Origin of the sequence: Maridesulfovibrio sp. (genome assembly GCF_965230075.1) — a bacterium.
Lineage (GTDB): Bacteria > Desulfobacterota > Desulfovibrionia > Desulfovibrionales > Desulfovibrionaceae > Maridesulfovibrio.
This window is the reverse complement of record NZ_OZ245945.1, coordinates 1370676-1391078: the sequence shown is the minus strand read 5'-3', so window position 1 is coordinate 1391078 and position 20403 is coordinate 1370676. Positions and strand designations below refer to the sequence as shown.

Genomic DNA, 20403 nt, shown 5'->3' with positions numbered 1-20403 from the left:
CAGGAGGTGGTAGGCCACCAAGGACTTGAACCAACGGATTAAGAGTCTACAACCATAGTCAAAAACATATGTCCTGAGTAAATCGCACACTATTTAAGAGAGGCAGATGTATTTTTAGAGAAAACCACTTGCAAAAAAAGAATTAATTTAATATCTAATAAGAAATATATTAATACAGTAATATGCATACTACAGCTATTAACTGCGCACATATAAATACCAAAAGTTAAAAAAGAAGATGGATAGCAAGCTGCTAAATAGTATAATAATCTCCATTGACGGACTAGATGGAACGGGGAAAACGCCAATAAGTAAATACTTAGAAAATAAGTTACAAAATAGCGTTGAAATCAAGCGAATTATAGGAGTCCCTGACAAATACGTTGACAAACTAGCGTACAACTCATTTTCGATTGATACACAATACCTATATTACTTAGCATCATTCGTTGACTCGATGATGAAAGCAACAAAAAAACACACTGTCGTCCTTCTTGATAGGTCTTATTATTCAACTATGGCATACCACACGGCCTATGGCTGCAAGATTGAAGTTAGCAATATTTTTAATGCGTTTCGAAAACCTGATTTAAGTCTATATCTTTCGACGGATGCAAAAACCATTACCTCACGCTTACAAAAAAGAGACGAGCTAGATTGGTATGAGAAGCAACTCATCAAAGAAACCGCCCTTGGATTAAGAATTGAATCCATTTACGAGTCTTTCGGTTTACAAAAAATTGACTCAACCAATATTGATGAAGCTAAAGTTCAAACATTAGACATTGTCCGTCAGTATTTAAAAACAGCAAACCAACTAAGATAAGGAAATATTATGAGCAATGAGAAGATCGAGATTTTTGATGACAATTTTAATTATTTAGGAATTGAGAGTTCACACAAGGCTCACCGCAATGGTTTATGGCACAAAGTGGTTCATTGTTGGCTCGTTGACACAAAAACTCAAAAGATATTGTACCAACGACGAAGTGACAACAAAAAACTATACCCAGGCATGCTTGACGTAAGTGTTGCTGGACATTGTGATCCGGGGGAATCTTACTCTGAAACAGCCAAGCGAGAATGCTTCGAAGAAATTGGAATCGATATCGATACAAAGTCAATTGTAAGCTTAGGCCTCAGAAGGGACTGCTTTTTAAGTGATGACATAGTCAACAGAGAATTCCAAAAAATTATCATTGTTGAACTCGACATCGATTTTTCCAAACTCAAAATTGAGCCCAATGAGGTAGCGGAAGTTGGGCTTATAGCTCCTGATGACATATTAAGTACATACAACTCAAACATCACATTCGATGCTGTTTTTTATAACGGCGAAGAGACTTACTCTAAATCCATATCTGCGGAATCTATCATTCAATCAATTGACAACTACAACTACAAGGTTCCAAAACTCATAAAGAAATACCTTTCTGGCGATGAACTCCTTTTTGTATAACAATAGAAGCATTAAAACGTTTACCTTTAACACTGTTAAAGATTTGGAACCATTCCTTGATCAATGGTCAACTTTGAGTACCCGTGAAGGGTTCGCGCCTTCATTTGACCCTAATTGGCTCCTTTCATGGTGGGACTCTTATGCAGACACAAAATTCCAGCTGTTAGTCTATATGACGTTTGCTAACAATCAGCTTATTTGTGTCTTGCCACTAATGACTAAGCGCTTAAATCACAAAACAATTCTTAGCTTTCTAACAGATTCCTGCAGTGATTACTTAGGCCCATGCTTTACCAGCAGTGGTATCAAACACGTCACGCCTCTCTTAGAAAGAGCTATAACGCAAACCCATTGGGATAAATGTAATTTTTCCAACTTATCAAAGGAAAATCCTGCATTTCATTCGATTACAAAACTAGCGCAAAAGCACTCACTACGTGTAACAACCAGCAAGGGGTCACCGATAAAAAAGACCATTCTCACAAACAGTTGTATACAATCATTTAAAGAAAGAAGCAGATGTAATGAGTATGCGTATAAAAAACGCAAATTATCAAGAATGGGTGACTTAAAGTTCATTATATGTGAGCAATACAACAAAACACTCCTAAATGAACTCTGCTTAATCCACACAGCAAACTGGTGTAAACGAACTCAAACCCCGCAATTTGCAGACCCTAGAAGGGTTCATTTTTTAAAAGAAATAACAAAAATATTTTCTAACACTGGCGAGCTTACAATATTTTGCTTAACACTTAATAACATAATACTATCATATCGATATGGTTTAATAAGAAATAGCATTTATTACGACTGGAACACATCATATGACACAACAAATAGAAAGCTTTCACCGGGGAATGTTCTATTACAAGAGATCATTCAACACCTGATCGACTCAGAAATCACAATATTTGATTTTATGAGAGGCAATGAAACGTATAAAGACTACTGGTGTAATTACAGAGAAAATCTTTATAATTTAGAAATCACAAGATAAGAACGAAAACACCTGTATCTATGTGAGACATGAGCATGGTAAAAGCTAAACTATTTATAGAATTCAAAGGACTAGACGTAGAGTCTGGTGTAGAAAAATTTTTGGACAAGCTATCTGGTGACTTTGATCAACTATCCATAAAAAGTAAACGTGAATGCACTTGTGCCAATGGTATTACTATCGAGTCCCAACACCAAGTAGAATTAGGTCAAACAATTATAATTATCAATATTCCGAAATGTATTTCTGGTGAAAATACTGGCATTCCAGGAGTGCTAAATTCCCTTTTTTACATGTCGGTTTTTTCCTTTATTAGCAAGTTCTATATCCTTGAAATAGACCTCCCAGATTCAATTTTAGCCACCTACTCAGGACCGAGATTTGGTATTGATGGCATACGAAATACCTCTGGTGTCTTAGAGCGCCCAATTCTAGGTTTAATTTTAAAACCAAGAATGGCCCTTAATGTGGAAGCTGTCCCCCTTACAATAAAGACGGCACTGTCTTCTGGAATTGACTATATCGTTGACGACGAACTCAATACAAATTCAAACTGTCAACCTATCCAAAATCGCATGAGTGTTATCCAGTCGGCGATTGACGAGTACAATAAAGAGCATGGCACGAATAAATTTTTCATTGCTAACGCAGTCGCTGAACAAGAACAGGCCATAGAAATCATAGAAACGGGATTGAAATACAATGTAAAAGGATATCTATTAAACACGATCACTCAAGGTTTTTCTAGCGCCAAACATATTATTGACTACTTTGATGGTAGAGCTTTTTTTATCATCAACAACATTGGCAAAGGCATAGTCAATAGAATGTCCGACTTTCATGTTTCCGACGCTGTGTACTGCAAACTGAATAGGATGATAGGCGCTGACGGAGTCTACACAGGGCCTTCACAAACCGACTATGCTTTTAACGAAGCACAGTTAGATACGGTTCTCCAAGCAATGCAAGGCGACTTTGCACATATAAAAGAATCAATGTTAGTTTCATCTGGAGCAATCACTACAAGAGATATCGTTCAAAACCACGAGGAACTTGGTGATGACTGTATGCTCCAACTTGGAAGAGGACTACTAAACAGTAAAATAGGCTTTCAAAAAGCATGTATTAAAGTCTACTCAATTACTGAAGCTATATCTAGTTCAACACAAAGAAGAAAAGTAGAAAAGAACCACCACATGAAAAAAGAATCTTTCACAAAGTCTATCTCTCAAGGGAGAATTTCGGACATAAACAGCAATATTTACAAAGAATATCAGATTATTAAGCAACTTGAAGATCAACTGAGACTAGAGAACCGTGTTATTGAATCTGAACAAATTAAAGAAAACATTTCTCAATGCAGAATAAGGATTGAACAAGCATTACTTGAGATTGATGACATAAAACAAAGAGAACAGCTAAGTGAAGTTGAACACAACTTCTGGAATGAAGACAAAAATAAAATACTAGACTACGCTATTAACAATGTTGATAAGTATCTTAGCGACAAAGAGGCAGAGAGCCTAGCCTCTGAAATTTTAGCTGTACTTAGCCGAATTGATACGAAACCCGACATGTCCTCAATACCACGCTTTAAAATTGAATCCACTAAAGCTCAGGCAACTAACCCTGAACTCAACGCCAAAGACAAACTCAAAATCACTATCCCAATCGTTCCTTACATTTTTAGATATGAGAAAGAACTTTCATTAGATATGAAATTTTCGCTTAAACATGTATGGTCATCACTTATCAATAAATTTAAATAAGATAAGTGGCACACCCATTTAATTCCTGATTTGTCTCAGTGGGCGGTTGAATCAAGGACTTGAACCTTGAACCAACGGATTAAGAGTCTACAATCTGAATGGGTAACCCACTTAAATAACAAACTAAACAAACACAAAAGCCCCCTTCTGAGACCTTAAAAGGTGAGTAAGGGGTGAGTAGAAAACAACTAAAAATCCCCCGCCCGGAACAAGTCAGGACAGGGGATAAAAACACGTCAAAGAACGCGCTTAACTTCTCTATCAAATTATCTATTTCAGAATATCAGCAACAACAGCCCTTCCAAGGATTGATTCAAACATATGCTGATAGTCTTCCGGTGTTGCAGGCTCTGAAGATTTGCCACAAATCCTCTTAACAGCCTCTTTAGTTACCGGGCTAATCTTTCTTACATCGTAATCTTCTGATTTCCTTTTGGCTGGGCTTTCCCTATGAATCCCGCCGCCCTTCTGCTGATCTACAGTATGGTTCATTTTAGCCATTACGGTTTCTCCTTGATATAAATTTTACCACTCTTAAAAGTGACTTCATCACCGCTAACAGCCATTACAAGCCGTTTCGTTTTCGGGTTATCTTCAAGCGCAATCTCCGCCCCGGTAACTTTCAGGTCGGAGCCGTCCAGAGCGCAGGCGTAACTGTCCGGTGACAGTGTGCAGCGATCCGGAATGGCGACTTTACCATCTATTGTGGGAGGCTCTGGCAGTGCTGTTTTCAGGTTGATCGTTGTTGTAATAACTGCCCGTTTCTGCCCATACCACCGAGCATGATAAACAACCCAGCCAACACCCGTAGTATCAGCTTTAGCTATACAACGGGCATAGCGCGCAGTGAATGGAGTGTTCAGGGTCAACACATTAAGATTATCAGTCGCAACAGAAAGCCCTGTAAACAACTGCTGATCTTGCCACACAATGCCGTCGCTAGAGGACTGAATCATCGCAGAGGTGACACCATATTGAGTTGTTGCATGCTGGAAGAAGTTCAGCCCTGTGATTTTTGTCTCAACAGGAAATTCAGCCCCAAACCAAGCGGCATCAGTCTCAGGTGTAGCATTATAATAGAAGCCAAACGAGCTGGTGTCGTTGTCAGGATTGGCGAACGGGTTGCTAGTACTTGATGGGTATTGAGGTGTAGCGTAAATGTACGTCCCTTGATCCTCAAGTTCCGCCCCCGAAACAACCGCCAGTAACTCCATGCCAGAGATTTCAAGACTAGCCCCGCCTGTTGCAGTGATGTTTATTCTGTACTGCGAATAAGTAGCTACATCTGCGAGTTGAAACTCTTTCTTTTGAGTCATAGACCAAGTGTGCCCGGACTGTGTATCAAGTACTGTCCAATTGGAGCCATCGTTTGAGCCTTCAAAAGTCCAGTTTTTCGGCATCTGCGATGGGCCGCTTGATGCATTTCTACAAGTAAGAGTATAAGCCCAGATAGAAAAGGGAGAAGTTTTTACTATTTTGAGCCATCCGGGCGTATTAGTAAGCCAAAGACTACCAGAGCTGCCGTCAAACGCCTTGTAGGGAAAGTAATTTGCAGACGTGGAAGCATTTGACTTAACGGTATAATTCCCGGTGGTTGTGCCCGACATAATCGGAACGGCATTCTTATTGGTATTCGTGATTGTTGGCATTACAACGACAGATTCACTTACCCCGTTAACAACGACATTACTTCCGTCCACTATAAGATTGTTATGCAAGCCACCAGCAGTGAAGATCTGGTCCTTGATGGATTTATCACTCTTAATAGTAATCTCTGTCGTGCTAGAAGAGTTGTCATAGAACAAAGCCAGCTCACCGATTTCGCGGTATACAGTCCCGGACTCTGTCGCGGTGATGTCCAGCCAGTACTTCTGGTAAGTTGTGCCGTTCGAAAATGAGAATGACCTTTTCTCTTCTGACTGCCAGCCAACTTCTCCGGTTACAGCTTTCAACGTAACCCAAGAGTTGCCGTCGTACCCTTTAAAAGTGAAGTCCTTAGGCAAACGTTTCAGCGCAGTTGCGGTTGCGGCTGAGCGGGCCTGAATATCAATTCTAGTGACAGGGTCACTGAAAGGTCCGCTTATTTCAATACCAGCATCCCCCGTTCCGTCAGAGCGCTGCCAAACAGTGGCAGGATCGCCGTCAGCAGCATTCCAAGCTCTCCAAGGTGCAGGCGCATCAGTACCGGAACCAGTCTGTGACATCGTAAAACCGCCTGTTGTAGTATCTGTCATTACCGGAAGCACTTTACTCTCCACCAAGACTAATTCTTTCTCCGGCCCGAGATATTCGCCTGCTGCACCTGCGCCGACTTTGAGGGTTAACTCTTTCTTGCGCGCCACATAGGATGGAGCGGAAGATAAGGATTCGTGGGTAAGGTCGGTGTTGTAGCGCATGCTCTTGCTTTCTTCAGCATAAAGCTGTGCGATCTCATCTGCCGTGCACTGTCGACTGAAGGCACGCACCTGATCTATATAAGAGTAATCATTCTGCCCACTATAAGCACTACCAAAGGTATATGGCCCTGACTTTGTGTAATCCTTTGCAAATGTATGAACAAGAACTCCGTTATTGTACACTTTTTGTTGAGCAGCAGAAGTCACAATACACATATGATTCCACTTATTTAAAGTTGTATCAATAAGCTTCTGATCAAAAGCAACATACCCAGACCCACCACAATACATATAACCACCAGTAGACTGAGGCCCCCACCCAAGACCTTGAACCTGATAGTTTGCATTAGCAATTTTGTACCAGTAGGAAATAGTAGAATCCGCATAAGGGATTTCCAGAGACTCACCGTCAGTGAATGAATGACCACCGCCTGTAATACATCCACCGAATTTGCCGGAAGAATTGTATGCATAGCCATGTGCATTAGGCTGCATTGTCTTGCCTGAGACGGCATCTACAAGAGAATTGTTAAACTGGAAAAAACGAACGGCAGAACCATCATTAAAAAAATCTGCTTTATCTACTCCAGAAGCAGTAAGCATTTCTTCAGTCACCGCCCCTGCCGTAACCCTTTCAGGAACAAACAACGTCTCCCCTTCTGTAACCTTTTCCGCAGTGATTATAGAAGTTGTGGTAGCAGACTTGAGGGTCAAAGGTTCTTTATATGGATTCTTGAACGCCTTGGTCGGTACTCCGGGCAGGGCTTCGGCAAGAGTTGCGGTGTACGAGTCCAGTACTTTAAATGCTACGAAAATCCGGGCTTCGTTACTTGTCGGGAAAGTATATTGTGTTCCTTCGACAGGAGAAGCTTCTGTCATGGAGTATACTCCACCGCCTACCCCATCCGCTTTGTACGCGTTTACTGTGTTACTGACACCAACGTAATACTCACCAGAACTGGGAACTGCATACGGTTTATCCAACGCTAGATAGTTATAAACACCTCCCGGAGTGGTAGCCACACCAGACACAAAAGCAACAGGTGTGAATTTATTAGTGTCATCCCGGCGATAAATCCCAAGTCCGCCAATTGTTGGGGTAGTGGAAGTCTGTACCCCAAGCTCTGTGACCGTTTTACCATTAGGTATGTGCGCATCCAGCATTACACGTGTATTATAAAGAGTAACGCCGTTGCTGGATATCCCGTCAAAAGGCTTCGTCTCAACAACACCACCTCCTCCAGCTATACTAACAATATCCCCTTCGCCCTGATCGGTAACGATTGGACCTTTGTAGGCTACATCTAGGTCAAAGCCGGATTCGGAAACGTTGGAGATATTCAGCCTGCCGCTGGTCACCATGATCTCAGGCTTGGCGGAAACAATCTGCTTTGTGTTGTTCAAGCCTACAGAATGCGCAGGGGCGGAAACAACTCCATCAGTTACCGTCGCACCGGGATATCCTTCAGTTGTATCCGCAAAAATCATGGTCGGTCCGTCCTGAATGGGTACATTCTTAACCGACACAGTTTTTGTCACTGCGCTTGATTGCTGGAAGCCCAGCTTGGAAGCGTATACGGTCAGGATAAAATCTGTATCAACTTCAACGGAAGGCAAGGCCCAAGTTATGACGCCATTTATAGCGCTAACGGTACCGCCAGTTACTGAGACCTGATATTCAACCTCCTCCTTATGGTTGGTGACGTTGAAAACAAGGTCCTCGCCCTCATTTCCAGACACGTCACCAACCAGCACAGGTTCGGGAGTAATCTTCAAAGTTTTAGCAGCATCAACAGCAATATCTTTAGCAGCTACAGCCTCATCTCTGGCCTGCACGGCCTCGTCCCTTGCTGTTCTGGCCTGATTTACGGCCAGATCACCCTGATTTTCCACCCATTCACGGGTGACCGGGGCAGTCCCGGCCGGCTCCGCTGAATAGGTAATGACCGGATCGACAAAAGTCTTGTTGGTCAGGGTCTGCTCATCGTCAACGCCAACAATAGGCGAGGTTGTACCGTGGGAGTCGGTGCGGTTTTTATGTGAATTCAGGAGGGTTAAGCTCTGCTCAACCCTTGCCTGATTCTTCTCCAGAATGGAGCTTTTTACCGAGTCACCACCGGGCGTGGTATCGATACTCGGCGCATCATAAATGTAATCGTTTTCTGCCATTATTCACATCCTGTGAAATGTTCACCGAGGGTGAAGCTACGCACGTCTTGTGCTTTATTTATCTGCTGCCATTACAGTTTCTCTTTGGTATAAATTTTCCCGCCCTTGAAAGTAAGATCATCACCGCTTACAGCCATAGCCAGCCGTTTCAAATCCGGGTTATCTTCCAGCGCAATCTCCGCCCCGGTGACTTTAAGGTCATCACCGTTGAGATCGCAGGTGTAGCTTGCCGGAGCCAATGTGCAGCGGTCCGGGATAGCAACCGAAGTAGGAATCTGTTCCTGTTCAGGAATGTTAATCGTTGTTGTAAATTTGTTTGCTGGGGTGCTGTAGCAGAACATCGGCGTGTTACCGTCAGAGACAACGTTGGGGGTAAACGTAGTTCCCTCAACAGGAGAGCTTTCACTGAATGAATAACTCAATCTGGCCTTATTGCTTGTGTAATTTATGTATTTTGCACTAGCTATATTTGCAGCCCCTATGATGTAACCGGAGTTTGAATCAGCCTGATATGGTGCGTCAAACTCTACAGTTTCAAAAGCTTCTCCCCCACTATGAACCAGCGGAACACGCTTAACGAGCGTCAATGTCCCATCATCAGTGTTCTCTCTGAACAAACCAAGATAACCGTCACCAGACACCATTGCGTCTTTGGACTTAAGACCAATGCCGTTGATAACTGAAACTCCGGTTATTCTGTCCGACTTGTTCATATGCCAGCTCTGAAAACCAGAACCGGGAGTTGCCCCTTTAATTTCTCCGGGAAAATCAATTTCCTTTAAATACGCGACGACAGCTTCTGATGCTCCAGTTGCATTAACATTTTTTCCATCCACCAGCAGATTGTTGTGCAGCCCGTTTGCGGTGAAGATCTGGTCCTTGATGGAGTCGCTGGATTCAACGACAATAGCTGTTGTGCTTAAAGAACTATCATAAAACAAAGCCAGCTCGCCGATTTCGCGATATACTGTCCCTGCCTCTGTCGCCGAGACATTTAACCAATACTTCTGATAGTTTGTATCGTTTGAAAAAGAGAACGATCTTCTCTCTTCCGACTGCCAACCTGTTTCTCCGGTTACAGTTTTCAACGTAACCCAAGAACTGCCGTTATAACCTTTAACTGTGAAATCCTTAGGCAGGCGCTTTAGCGCGGTAGCTGTTGTATTTGAACGGGCCTGAATGTCAATTCTAGTAACAGGGTCACTAAAAGATCCGCTTATTTCAATACCCGCATCACCTGTTCCATCGGAACGCTGCCAAGTGGTAGAGGGATCACCATCAGAGGCATTCCACGCAGCCCAAGGCGCAGAAACCACAGTCCCACTTCCAGTCTGAGACATGGTAAATCCGCCTGTTGTGGCGGCAGTCATTACGGGTATGGCTTTTGATTTCTTCAATTGCAGGTTTTTCTCCGGCCCCAGATATTCCCCGGTAGCACCTGCGCCGACTTTTAATGAAACGCCAGACTTTTTGTATGCTACAGTAGGAGGCACGGAGAGATTTGCGGAAGATATGTTAACTTCATAATTTCCAACTTCAAACCTTGAAGTGTAATAGCCAGTAGTAAATGTCGCTAAACCAGAAGTTACAATGGTATGTCCATTATAGGCCATGTTGTATGACAATCCACCTTCAGAAGGTAGAGCAACGGTCTCAACAGCACCCGTGTGTACATTTATTTTAAGGAGCTTACTGTCACTACCGCCAGTGAAAATATAATCCCCTACCATGACAGCTTTGTACGCATTACTGGTAAGAACCGAGCTATCATAAAACATTGTCCAAGAGTCTCCGTCATTTGTAGAGACATATATATTGGTGTAGGCCATTGCGAACAGCTTGCCGCTCTCATGGTGTTCCAATATCTGATGTAATTCACTGACTTGCGTAAGCCCTGTTGCCGTGTCTGTTGACCAATGGGCTCCTTTGTCGTCACTGTAAATCATAGGTTCTTCTGCGGAATATCCACTGAAGCCCATGACTCGACCTGTACTTGAAATAAAGACACACAGGCAATGAGTCGGAACATTTTGTGTAGACGAAGCGAAGGTTGAACCGGAGTTATTGCTGTAACGAATTGAGCCTCCAGATAAACCGATGTATATATTCTTATAGTCGTCGTCACAATCCATACAATAAGCTGCTGCGCCAAGCCCCGCATCAGCAGTAAGAGTCGTGAAGCTAGAGGCACCCTCCAGTAGAACAAAAACGCCGGGGTTACCTGCACAGACTAAATGTCCAAGATTTGTTAATTTTGCAGCATTCCCACGTGTTGGTTCCGGCATAACACACACAGCATCCCAAGTTTGGGCGTTGTCTGTAGATTTATACAGAGTAGTATCCGCTGTAAAAGAACGAAAAGCATACATTTCAGAGCGGTTAGGATTGCTGATGATATTCATGCTGTACCAGCTATCACTGGGAGTCAAAGGTGTTACTTCTGCAAGTACATTCCACTTATCTATCATCCCCCCGGTAACCGCCCCTGCCGTAACCCTTTCAGGAACAAACAACGTCTCCCCTTCTGTAACCTTTTCCGCAGTGGTTATAGAAGTTGTGGTAGCAGACTTGAGGGTCAAAGGTTCTTTATATGGATGCTTGAACGCCTTGGTCGGAACTCCGGGCAGCGCTTGTGTCAACGTTGCAGTATGGGTTGTATTAACCTGATCCAAATACACGAAACCCTCAGGATTGACGTATGTAGCTTCAACAAGATTCGTTTTTATTGTCCCTACATAACCATCACCTTCAAGCAAATAGCAAAATTTTAAACTTGTACCAGGAGTGAATGTGAACGTTGGGTCAGCTCCAGTGGCAGGATTTCCGCCACCTTCCCATGTGCTGTTTAGTCCAAGCCAGCCCTTGCCAGCAGCTTCATCAACGGCAGCCATAAACGTGGATGTTCCGGGATTTACTGCGACTCGAAAGTATACCCCATCTGTACCCTGTGCCGTGGCCTGCGAATACGCTGCTGTAGTTAAATCAAGGTCAGCTGGACAAACACCTATACCCATATAGTATGAACCCAAAGACGCTCCAGTAGACTTAAGTTCAGCATAAACTTTTTTGCCAGCAAACTCTGGAAGCATACTACCCCATTTGTAACCAGCAGCGTTTGAAGTAGCTACTTTATTTGCAATAGAGATATTAGCATGCTTATCTGTTGTATTCAGCAATCCAACAGTAGGATTAGATTCAACACTAGCTATGACACACTCACCCTGATCAGTGATAAGGACATCCCCGGCAGTGACCTTTGCAGCCAGCTTCAAGACTGACTTACTAGTGCCCTCAAGCAGGTTCAACTTACCGCTAGCCACCATGATTTCAGGCTTGGCGGAAACAAGCTGATCGGTGTTGTTCAGGCCGACGGAATGCGCAGGGGCGGAAACAATTCCGTCAGCAACAGCAGCACCGGGATATCCCTCTGTTGTATCCGCAAAAATCATGGTCGGGCCGTCCTGAATAGGTACATTCTTAACCGACACAGTCTTTGTCACTGCGCTTGATTGCTGGAAGCCCAGCTTGGAAGCGTATACGGTCAGGATAAAATCCGTATCAACTTCAACGGAAGGCAAGGCCCAAGTTATGACGCCATTTATAGCGCTAACGGTTCCCCCTGTTACGCTGGCCTGATATTCGACCCCGGCCTTATGGTTGGTGACGGTGAAAACAAGGTCCTCGCCCTCATTTCCAGACACGTCACCAACCAGCACAGGTTCGGGAGTAATTTTTAAAGTTTTAGCAGCATCAACAGCAATATCTTTAGCCGCTACAGCCTCATCTCTGGCCTGCACGGCCTCGTCCCTTGCTGTTCTGGCCTGATTTACGGCCAGATCACCCTGATTTTCCACCCATTCACGGGTGACCGGGGCAGTCCCGGCCGGCTCCGCTGAATAGGTAATGACCGGATCGACAAAAGTCTTGTTGGTCAGGGTCTGCTCATCGTCAACGCCAACAATAGGCGAGGTTGTACCGTGGGAGTCGGTGCGGTTTTTATGTGAATTCAGGAGGGTTAAGCTCTGCTCAACCCTTGCCTGATTCTTCTCCAGAATGGAGCTTTTTACCGAGTCACCACCGGGCGTGGTATCGATACTCGGCGCATCATAAATGTAATCGTTTTCTGCCATTATTCACATCCTGTGAAATGTTCACCGAGGGTGAAGCTACGCACGTCTTGTGCTTTATTTATCTGCTGCCATTACAGTTTCTCTTTGGTATAAATTTTCCCGCCCTTGAAAGTAAGATCATCACCGCTTACAGCCATAGCCAGCCGTTTCAAATCCGGGTTATCTTCCAGCGCAATCTCCGCCCCGGTGACTTTAAGGTCATCACCGTTGAGATCGCAGGTGTAGCTTGCCGGAGCCAATGTGCAGCGGTCCGGGATAGCAACCGAAGTAGGAATTTTTGAAAGTTCGGTTTTCGGGGTGACGGTGGTGGTATATTTAGTCCCTTGAATTCCAACAACATTCACTCTTGGGAGCTCATTCCCAAAAGCATTTGACCAGTTCTGCGCCAAATCAAAAACACTTATGGATGAATCGTAATAAGCAGCATAATACTCACCAGAATAATCATAGCTAACGGTTTCTACAAACCAATCGGCTGTTCCAGAAGCAGTCCTAAAAACAATCCAATATTTTGAACCGACAGTCATATCTACCTGAGAAGAAAAGGTAAACGTATGTTCAGCTGGTGATGCCAACTGCACTTGATTTGTAGACCCCAGAAGTGTTTCCGGCTTATTTTCACTATTAACCGTATAAACCTCGGCATAAACAACACAGTCTGTCGTATCGCGAGCATGCTTTAAGGTTACACTGGTAAGTTTATCGAAGGATGCAGTAAAAAAGAATGCTGGAGTTCGAAGAATACCACCGCCAATACTACCCATTTGCCGATCACCATTAACAGTAGAATTCCAAGATCCTTCGTTCTTGGGCAGCTTTGTTGAAGAGGTTTCACTAACCGATTCAACCTCAACCAGCTGACCATCCACCAGCAGCTTATTATGCAGACCGCCAGCGGTGAAAATCTGGTCCTTGATGGAATCGTTGGATTCAACGACGATCTCATTGGTTGTTGAAAGGCTGACCCTTTTATACCCTACTGAAGCTGCATAACTGTTCCAAGACAATGTTCCCACAGACTCGCCAGCAGCAGGATATCCACTTATGCAATCATTTCTGCCGCCCGCTTCGCCCGCTGTGCAGCCAATTGCGGCAACATAATCCGGGGAGGTGAAGAGAATCCTATAGTCTCCACCATCATTGGGAAGCGTATAATTTTCACCCAAGTCCATATATTCAATACTTGAAGAACCTGTGTGAGAATAACCAGACCACCACTTGACAACTTCATAAGCATCGGCCCCGGTACGCTTAACAATTCCAATTTTTTCATTAGTTATTGCGTGAGCATATGTTCCCTTGGGGTTGCCTGCTCCAAGCTGTGAAACTGTTGTCCCAGCAGGAATCGCCAACTTGCTGATCAGGAGAGCGGGATTACCATTGCCAAGTTCTGTCCCGGTCGGAATGGGTGATTCAACTGGTTCTCCCCCGGCGAGTTGCAGTTCCTTCTCCGGCCCCAGATATTCCCCGGTAGCACCAGCGCCGAGCTTGAGAGCTATTTCATTTTTCTTAATAGCGGAGGTGGGAACTTCAGTAAGGTTTTCGTGAGTGAGGTCAACAGTCTTACAACCACCGGTGTTCTTGAGCTTGTACTTATAATTATCAATACAAAAATAGTTATTCTGGACCGCAACATTCGCTGATGTTTTTTCACCCACTCTTGAGATGCCGGACAGGTAAAGAACTTTACCAGGACAAGCATGAATCTTATGCCAAGAATCAACAGCCAAAGCTAACACACCTACATAATATTTTAGCCCATCATTGGGAATTATATAGGGTTCATTTAAAACCAGCTCCTCTATGCCGGAAGCAGACTTGTTGCGAACTGTACCTGCCGCCACAAGCTCACCTGTGCCGTTGGCATTGATGCGGCCCACAGCAGCCACAAAAGTTTGAGCGGCCCTAGGATGAATTCTTACGGAAACAATACCCCGCCCAGCAGGAGTTTCTTCCCCGCCCCAGAGCAGAACATCAAACCCACCAGTAACCTTACAGGTACAACTAGCAATGGGAGCAACCTGCGTGTTTCCAAATACGTCGGGCATATTCGTTACAGCACCGGCGGAAACTTCTTTCTCAGGTAAACGCAAGTGCATACCTTCAGTAACCGGAGCATCCTTTGATAATTTTAATGATGTAGTGGTTGATCCTTCCTCAAGCTCAAGGGAAGACCAGAATGGAGATTTCGCAGCCTTTGTTGGAACACCGGACAGGGGTTGGGCGAGGGTGGCCTTATATACACAGACATCATTATATATCTTCTGAACTTCATCAGAAGTTAATGCCTTATTAAACACACGCAGCTCATCCAGAGCTTCGGAGGCCATAATGCTGGTCTTAGTCATCTTGTGACTTCCAGTGGGCGGGGTAAACGAATCAGTATGGTAGTATAAAACCCCATCTACATATACGTGAATAGAGCTTGCTGAGAAAGTAAACACCACATGGTGGAACTTATCATCGTCCACTATGTGGGAAAGGTCGCCAAACTCTGTTTGATATCCAGCCTCATCCAGACCATAGATGTAATAATTCGAAGGATTCTTAACCCAGTTCAAGCCTACGTTACCTGCTGAAGTAGCAAATACGGAGTAAAAATGAGCCGTTGTGAACTTGACCCTCCATGAGAAAGTAACGCTGGAAGGATCGAATGGAACATTCATGTCGGTAACATTCGTGGGAAAAATTGCGGCTTGTCCACTATGACCTTCGGAATATGTGGCTGTGGCGCTGATGTGTGCAGCATTGGGACCAAGGTCATTAGCATTACCGTCAAAGGGAAAGTAGCTCCTGCATGATCCGTCCCCCAGAATGTCCACAACGTTAGTTGCCTCCCCGTCTTCACTGCAACTGATGACCTCCCCTTCGCCCTGATCCGTAATCACCGGTCCGGTATACTTCTCACTAAGCTTGAGCACACTTTCGGTTGTGCCCTCAAGCAGGTTCAGCTTACCGCTAGCCACCATGATTTCAGGCTTGGCGGAAATAATCTGGTGCGTGTTGTTCAGGCCGACGGAATGCGCGGGAGCGGAGATAATTCCATCAACCACAGTCGCGCCCGGATACCCTTCAACGTTATCCGCAAAAGCCATGGTCGGGCCGTCCTGAATGGGAACTTCCTTTACCGACACAGTCTTTGTCACTGCGCTTGATTGCTGAAAGCCCAGCTTGGAAGCGTATGCGGTCAGGATAAAGTCCGTATCCGCATCAACATTTGGCAAGGTCCATGTAATAACGCCATCAGTAACGCTGACGGTTCCCCCTGTTACGCTGGCCTGATATTCAACCCCGGCCTTATGGTTGGTGACGGTGAAAACAAGATCCTCGCCCTCATTTCCAGACACGTCACCAACCAGCACAGGTTCGGGAGTAATTTTTAAAGTTTTAGCAGCATCAACAGCAATATCCTTAGCTGCTACAGCCTCATCTCTGGCCTGCACGGCCTCGTCCCTTGCTGTTCTGGCCTGATTTACAGCAAGGTCGCCCTGACCTTCCACCCATTCACGAGTAACCGGGGATGTTCCTGCAGGTTCAGTTGAATAATTAATGACCGGATCGACAAAAGTCTTGTTGGTCAGGGTCTGTTCATCATCCGTACCCACAATGGGCGAATTAGTCCCGTGGGAGTCGGTACGGTTTTTATGAGTGTTCAGGTGAACCAAAGATTGTTCTACCCTTGCCTGGTTCTTTTCGAGGATTGAGCTTTTTACCGAGTCACCACCGGGAGTGCTATCGATGCTGGGCGCATCATAACTGTAATCATTATCTGCCATTTTTCACGTCCTGTGCTTTAGTTTAAACTGTAACTACAGTTTCTCTTTGGTATAAATTTTCCCGCCCTTGAAAGTAAGATCATCACCGCTTACAGCCATCGCCAGCCGTTTCAAAGCCGGGTTATCTTCCAGCGCAATCTCCGCCCCGGTGATCTTGAGGTCATCACCGTTGAGATCGCAGGTGTAGCTTGCCGGAGCCAATGTGCAGCGGTCCGGGATAGCAACAACCGTGTCAATAGTGGGGGCTGCTGGCAGTGCTGTTTTCAGGTTGATAGTAGTCGTATAGGTTGCTTTGTCTGCTTTCGGCCACATCTGAATTTTGCCAATTCCGATCTGATTATCTCCAGCTTGGTTATTTGAGCATCGGACCCGATATTTCGCGTATGACTGAGCTGGAGAAATGGAGTATTCCCTTTTCTCGCTAGGAGTCCAATTAGGCTGATCGGCCTTGTTATCGACTGCCTCCCATGTCACCCCATCAGTACCTAATCCAGTAATTTCCCATGTTTTGGGGTGGTAATACTTTGCGTTAGTGTCATTAGAGGGGGCGGTAAGAGCATATTTTGCTAGCCGAACAGGCGCGGGGAATTCGATAAACCAGTCCTGCGGTGCGGGGTTATCAGGAATCCAACCCGTGCTTCCAACCGAACTTGCAGTCGATTTGTACGGTGGGTATGGCGCAGATGAATTAGACGCCGAAACGGTAATTCCATCCTGTGTATTAGAGGTCATAACCGGAATCAGCGGTTCCCCTGCCACCTGAGTAGTCTCAACTTCCTCGGCTACAGAATTAATCTCAACCAATTGTCCACTAATCTCTATTTTGTTATGTAGACCACTGGGCTTTAAGATTTGCTCTTTGACTGTTTCGGCAGAGGTGACAACTATTGATGTGGCTGAAGACAAAACCTCGCCAGCCTCAAGAAGCTCAAAACCCGTTAAACAAGCGTTTTGATATCCTCTGTTGTCTTTTGTTACCCGAAGGCTAAATTCATCGTAGTTGCCTGCCGGGAAATCCCACTCTCCCCAATAATCGTTTGAGCTGGGATAATTTTTTATATAATCCGCTCCGACTACATCAAGGAGCGTAACCCACTCCCCGCCTTCCAGCCTCGCTTTGAGTGTGAAATCCTTTGGCACAAAGCTAATATTTGTAACATATGGCCTAAGCCTAAGCCTTGAGGTTCCTTGTGCAGAAGGAGCTTTAATATTTAGAACCGGGATTGACGGGGCGTTGTTGCCGTTATAGGCGAGCCACTGGCCAGAATCATTTCTTCCATCTGCAACCTTCCATCCGGGCCAAGCCCCACTTCCATCTTCGTTTGCAGAGATAGTCCACCCACCGGTTGTTTCGGCGGTCATGGCTGGAATGATATTACTTCCCGGATTGGAAACGGCTAGAGTTAATCCTTCCCTCGGTCCCAGATATTCCCCGGTAGCGCCTGCGCCAAGCTTGAGAGAAAAGTCACTGGGTTTTGCAACTGCGGTGGGAGTAGAAGAAAGATTGGCAGCAGTTAAGTCGGTAACAGAGCTAACGGGGCCTTCTAGCACCACACAATCGGTATAATCAGGGCATGAACCGGGACCGCCAACACACATGCCCAGTTCCAATGATGACTGGATCGCGTAACTATCAATAACCACACCATCCACTAAAACATCTACAGAATCACCCGTTCTACGCAAGCCATACTGTGAAGCTGCGTTATATGTAAGCTTGACGGGATCAGCATCAAACAAACGGTATCCAAAGGCGTGGGTGTCGTATCCGGGTGCGAAAATTATACTGCCAATTTTAGCAGCCTCACCATCAGGTAGTGCTCCCCCCCCTGAAGCAAATGATGCATTCGCTGTATAAAAGCTAAGGCCTATAGATTGCGCGTTACCCATCTTAGCCCTTAGTTCTTTATGGTCACTATTGATGGGGGATCTCATGTGGCTATTAAGCGAGCTGACATCCTTGATTGTTGTGCCGGACAGACTAAATTTAGCATATCCCGTAGCAAAGAAAGTTAAATCACTCGCAATTTTATTTACTCTGTTATCGTTCTTAGTGACTGTCCCGGCTGTTACTTCATTCCACACACCAGAAAGTCTAACAAATAAAGTTTCACCCTCAGTCACCTTTTCCGCAGTAGTTATTGAAGTTGTGGTAGCTGAAATAAGAGTTAGCTTTGATTTCAGAGGGTCTTTAAAAGCCTTGGTCGGAACTCCGGACAGGGGTTGGGCGAGGGTGGCGGAATGTAAAACTCCCGAATCCGATGCGTATCCCACAACAGGAGCACCAAAACCGGGGTCCGGCTGGGTGGCTACAGCAACACCAAGGCTAGGGGTAGCAGAGTATACAGCGTTTTGATAGTCAACGTTATTTATTGCTACAGTTTCAGAGCCAGACCCCCACACGCCGATATAATATTCTCCGGTGTCTGGAACGATGTAATCTATATCAACCCAGTTCATACCAACAGAAAGAGACGAAAGTGGAGATGTGGCAACCATTGTGTATGTGGTCGCAGAATCTTTTCTAAACACACCAAGATTCCGACTAGAAGTATACGCACCACCGGATTTTAAACCTAGCTTGGTCAACCTACCAGTGGGCAGCGTTGTTGAAATATTAATACTGTTATATGTGCTGTTGTAGACAACAGCCCCATTAGCATCTTCAACGGGGATAAACTCCTGATTGGTTGTGGACTGATCCACACTCGCAACCATACACTCACCCTGATCAGTAATAATTACATCCCCGGCAGTGACCTTTGCAGCCAGCTTCAAGACTGACTTACTAGTGCCCTCAAGCAGATTCAGCCTGCCGCTGGGCACCATGATTTCAGGCTTGGCGGAAACAAGCTGGTCGGTGTTGGTCAGGCCGACAGAATGGGCGGGAGCGGAGATAATTCCATCAACCACAGTCGCGCCCGGGTAGCCTTCAACGTTATCCGCAAAAGCCATGGTCGGGCCATCCTGAATGGGTACATCCTTAACCGACACAGTCTTCAGCACTGCGCTGGACTGCTGGAAACCCAGCTTGGAAGCGTATGCGGTAAGAGTGTAATCTGTATCCACATCAACATTTGGCAGAATCCAAGTAATAGTCCCGTTTGTGACGCTGACGGTTCCCCCTGTCACTGAGACCTGATATTCGACCCCGGCCTTATGGTTGGTGACGGTGAAAACAAGTTCTTCGCCCTCGTTTCCAGAGGCGTCACCAACCAGCACAGGTTCGGGAGTAATCTTCAAAGTTTTAGCAGCATCAACAGCAATATCCTTAGCAGCTACAGCCTCATCTCTGGCCTGCACAGCCTCGTCCCTTGCGGTTCTGGCCTGATTTACAGCAAGGTCGCTCTGACCTTCCACCCATTCTCGGGTAACCGGGGAGTTCTGATCCGGATCACCGGAATAGGTAATGACCGGATCGAAAAGAGTCTTGTTGGTCAGGGTCTGTTCATCATCCGTGCCGACAATGGGCGAATTAGTCCCATGGGAATCGGTACGGTTTTTATGAGTGTTCAGGTGAACCAAGGCTTGTTCTACCCTTGCCTGATTCTTTTCGAGGATTGAGCTTTTTACCGAATCACCACCGGGAGTGCTATCGATGCTGGGCGCATCGTAACTGTAATCATTATCTGCCATTATTCACGTCCTGTGCTTGTGCTAATTAGCTGTGATAATTTAATTATTTATGAAAATAACTAAAACCC

At 45.1% G+C, this 20403-nt stretch carries 9 protein-coding genes; 4 read left to right on the top strand and 5 right to left on the bottom strand.

Features of this window, described 5'->3' with window-relative positions; translation table 11 throughout:
- Nucleotides 1-238 precede the first annotated feature (238 nt).
- From ACO05Z_RS06380 to ACO05Z_RS06365, 4 genes are read left to right on the top strand one after another with little or no spacing between them, the layout of a single operon-like run.
- Complete coding sequence (locus tag ACO05Z_RS06380; RefSeq protein ID WP_421901320.1) at nucleotides 239-826, top strand: dTMP kinase; 588 nt, start codon at nucleotides 239-241, stop codon at nucleotides 824-826.
- 9 nt (nucleotides 827-835) lie between these two features.
- The gene (locus tag ACO05Z_RS06375) at nucleotides 836-1459 is read left to right on the top strand and encodes an NUDIX hydrolase (RefSeq protein WP_421901319.1); all 624 of its coding nucleotides are present in this window, start codon (nucleotides 836-838) and stop codon (nucleotides 1457-1459) included.
- Nucleotides 1440-2459, top strand: a complete 1020-nt coding sequence (locus ACO05Z_RS06370) for a GNAT family N-acetyltransferase (RefSeq protein ID WP_421901318.1) — start codon at nucleotides 1440-1442, stop codon at nucleotides 2457-2459. Before ACO05Z_RS06375 ends, ACO05Z_RS06370 begins: the two co-directional genes overlap by 20 nt.
- Before the next feature lie 35 nt (nucleotides 2460-2494).
- Nucleotides 2495-4228 carry a RuBisCO large subunit C-terminal-like domain-containing protein gene (locus ACO05Z_RS06365; protein ID WP_421901317.1) on the top strand — a complete coding sequence of 578 codons (1734 nt, stop codon included), beginning with the start codon at nucleotides 2495-2497 and terminating at the stop codon, nucleotides 4226-4228.
- Between the two features lie 270 nt (nucleotides 4229-4498).
- Here ACO05Z_RS06365 and ACO05Z_RS06360 read toward each other — a convergent pair whose 3' ends face one another.
- The 5 genes from ACO05Z_RS06360 to ACO05Z_RS06340 all read right to left on the bottom strand — a co-directional run bounded on the left by ACO05Z_RS06360 (nucleotide 4499) and on the right by ACO05Z_RS06340 (nucleotide 20335).
- Nucleotides 4499-4729, bottom strand: a complete 231-nt coding sequence (locus tag ACO05Z_RS06360) for a hypothetical protein (protein ID WP_421901316.1) — start codon at nucleotides 4727-4729, stop codon at nucleotides 4499-4501.
- Nucleotides 4729-8793, bottom strand: a complete 4065-nt coding sequence (locus tag ACO05Z_RS06355) for a LamG-like jellyroll fold domain-containing protein (RefSeq protein ID WP_421901315.1) — start codon at nucleotides 8791-8793, stop codon at nucleotides 4729-4731. The genes ACO05Z_RS06360 and ACO05Z_RS06355 overlap by 1 nt, the downstream gene beginning before the upstream one ends.
- A 71-nt stretch (nucleotides 8794-8864) precedes the next feature.
- Nucleotides 8865-12923, bottom strand: a complete 4059-nt coding sequence (locus ACO05Z_RS06350; RefSeq protein WP_421901314.1) for a hypothetical protein — start codon at nucleotides 12921-12923, stop codon at nucleotides 8865-8867.
- 71 nt (nucleotides 12924-12994) lie between these two features.
- Nucleotides 12995-16699: a LamG-like jellyroll fold domain-containing protein gene (locus ACO05Z_RS06345; protein ID WP_421901313.1), complete on the bottom strand. Its 3705-nt coding sequence runs from the start codon at nucleotides 16697-16699 to the stop codon at nucleotides 12995-12997.
- Nucleotides 16700-16732: 33 nt separating this feature from the next.
- Nucleotides 16733-20335, bottom strand: coding sequence for a hypothetical protein (locus ACO05Z_RS06340; protein WP_421901310.1), 3603 nt, complete (start codon nucleotides 20333-20335; stop codon nucleotides 16733-16735).
- Nucleotides 20336-20403 lie beyond the last annotated feature (68 nt).

Bases quoted from the DNA above. Each gene is read 5' to 3' on its own strand.
- ACO05Z_RS06380 (WP_421901320.1), top strand. From the start codon at position 239: ATGGATAGCAAGCTGCTAAATAGTATAATAATCTCCATTGACGGACTA.
- ACO05Z_RS06375 (WP_421901319.1), top strand. From the start codon at position 836: ATGAGCAATGAGAAGATCGAGATTTTTGATGACAATTTTAATTATTTA.
- ACO05Z_RS06370 (WP_421901318.1), top strand. From the start codon at position 1,440: ATGAACTCCTTTTTGTATAACAATAGAAGCATTAAAACGTTTACCTTT.
- ACO05Z_RS06365 (WP_421901317.1), top strand. From the start codon at position 2,495: ATGGTAAAAGCTAAACTATTTATAGAATTCAAAGGACTAGACGTAGAG.
- ACO05Z_RS06360 (WP_421901316.1), bottom strand. From the start codon at position 4,729: ATGGCTAAAATGAACCATACTGTAGATCAGCAGAAGGGCGGCGGGATT.
- ACO05Z_RS06355 (WP_421901315.1), bottom strand. From the start codon at position 8,793: ATGGCAGAAAACGATTACATTTATGATGCGCCGAGTATCGATACCACG.
- ACO05Z_RS06350 (WP_421901314.1), bottom strand. From the start codon at position 12,923: ATGGCAGAAAACGATTACATTTATGATGCGCCGAGTATCGATACCACG.
- ACO05Z_RS06345 (WP_421901313.1), bottom strand. From the start codon at position 16,699: ATGGCAGATAATGATTACAGTTATGATGCGCCCAGCATCGATAGCACT.
- ACO05Z_RS06340 (WP_421901310.1), bottom strand. From the start codon at position 20,335: ATGGCAGATAATGATTACAGTTACGATGCGCCCAGCATCGATAGCACT.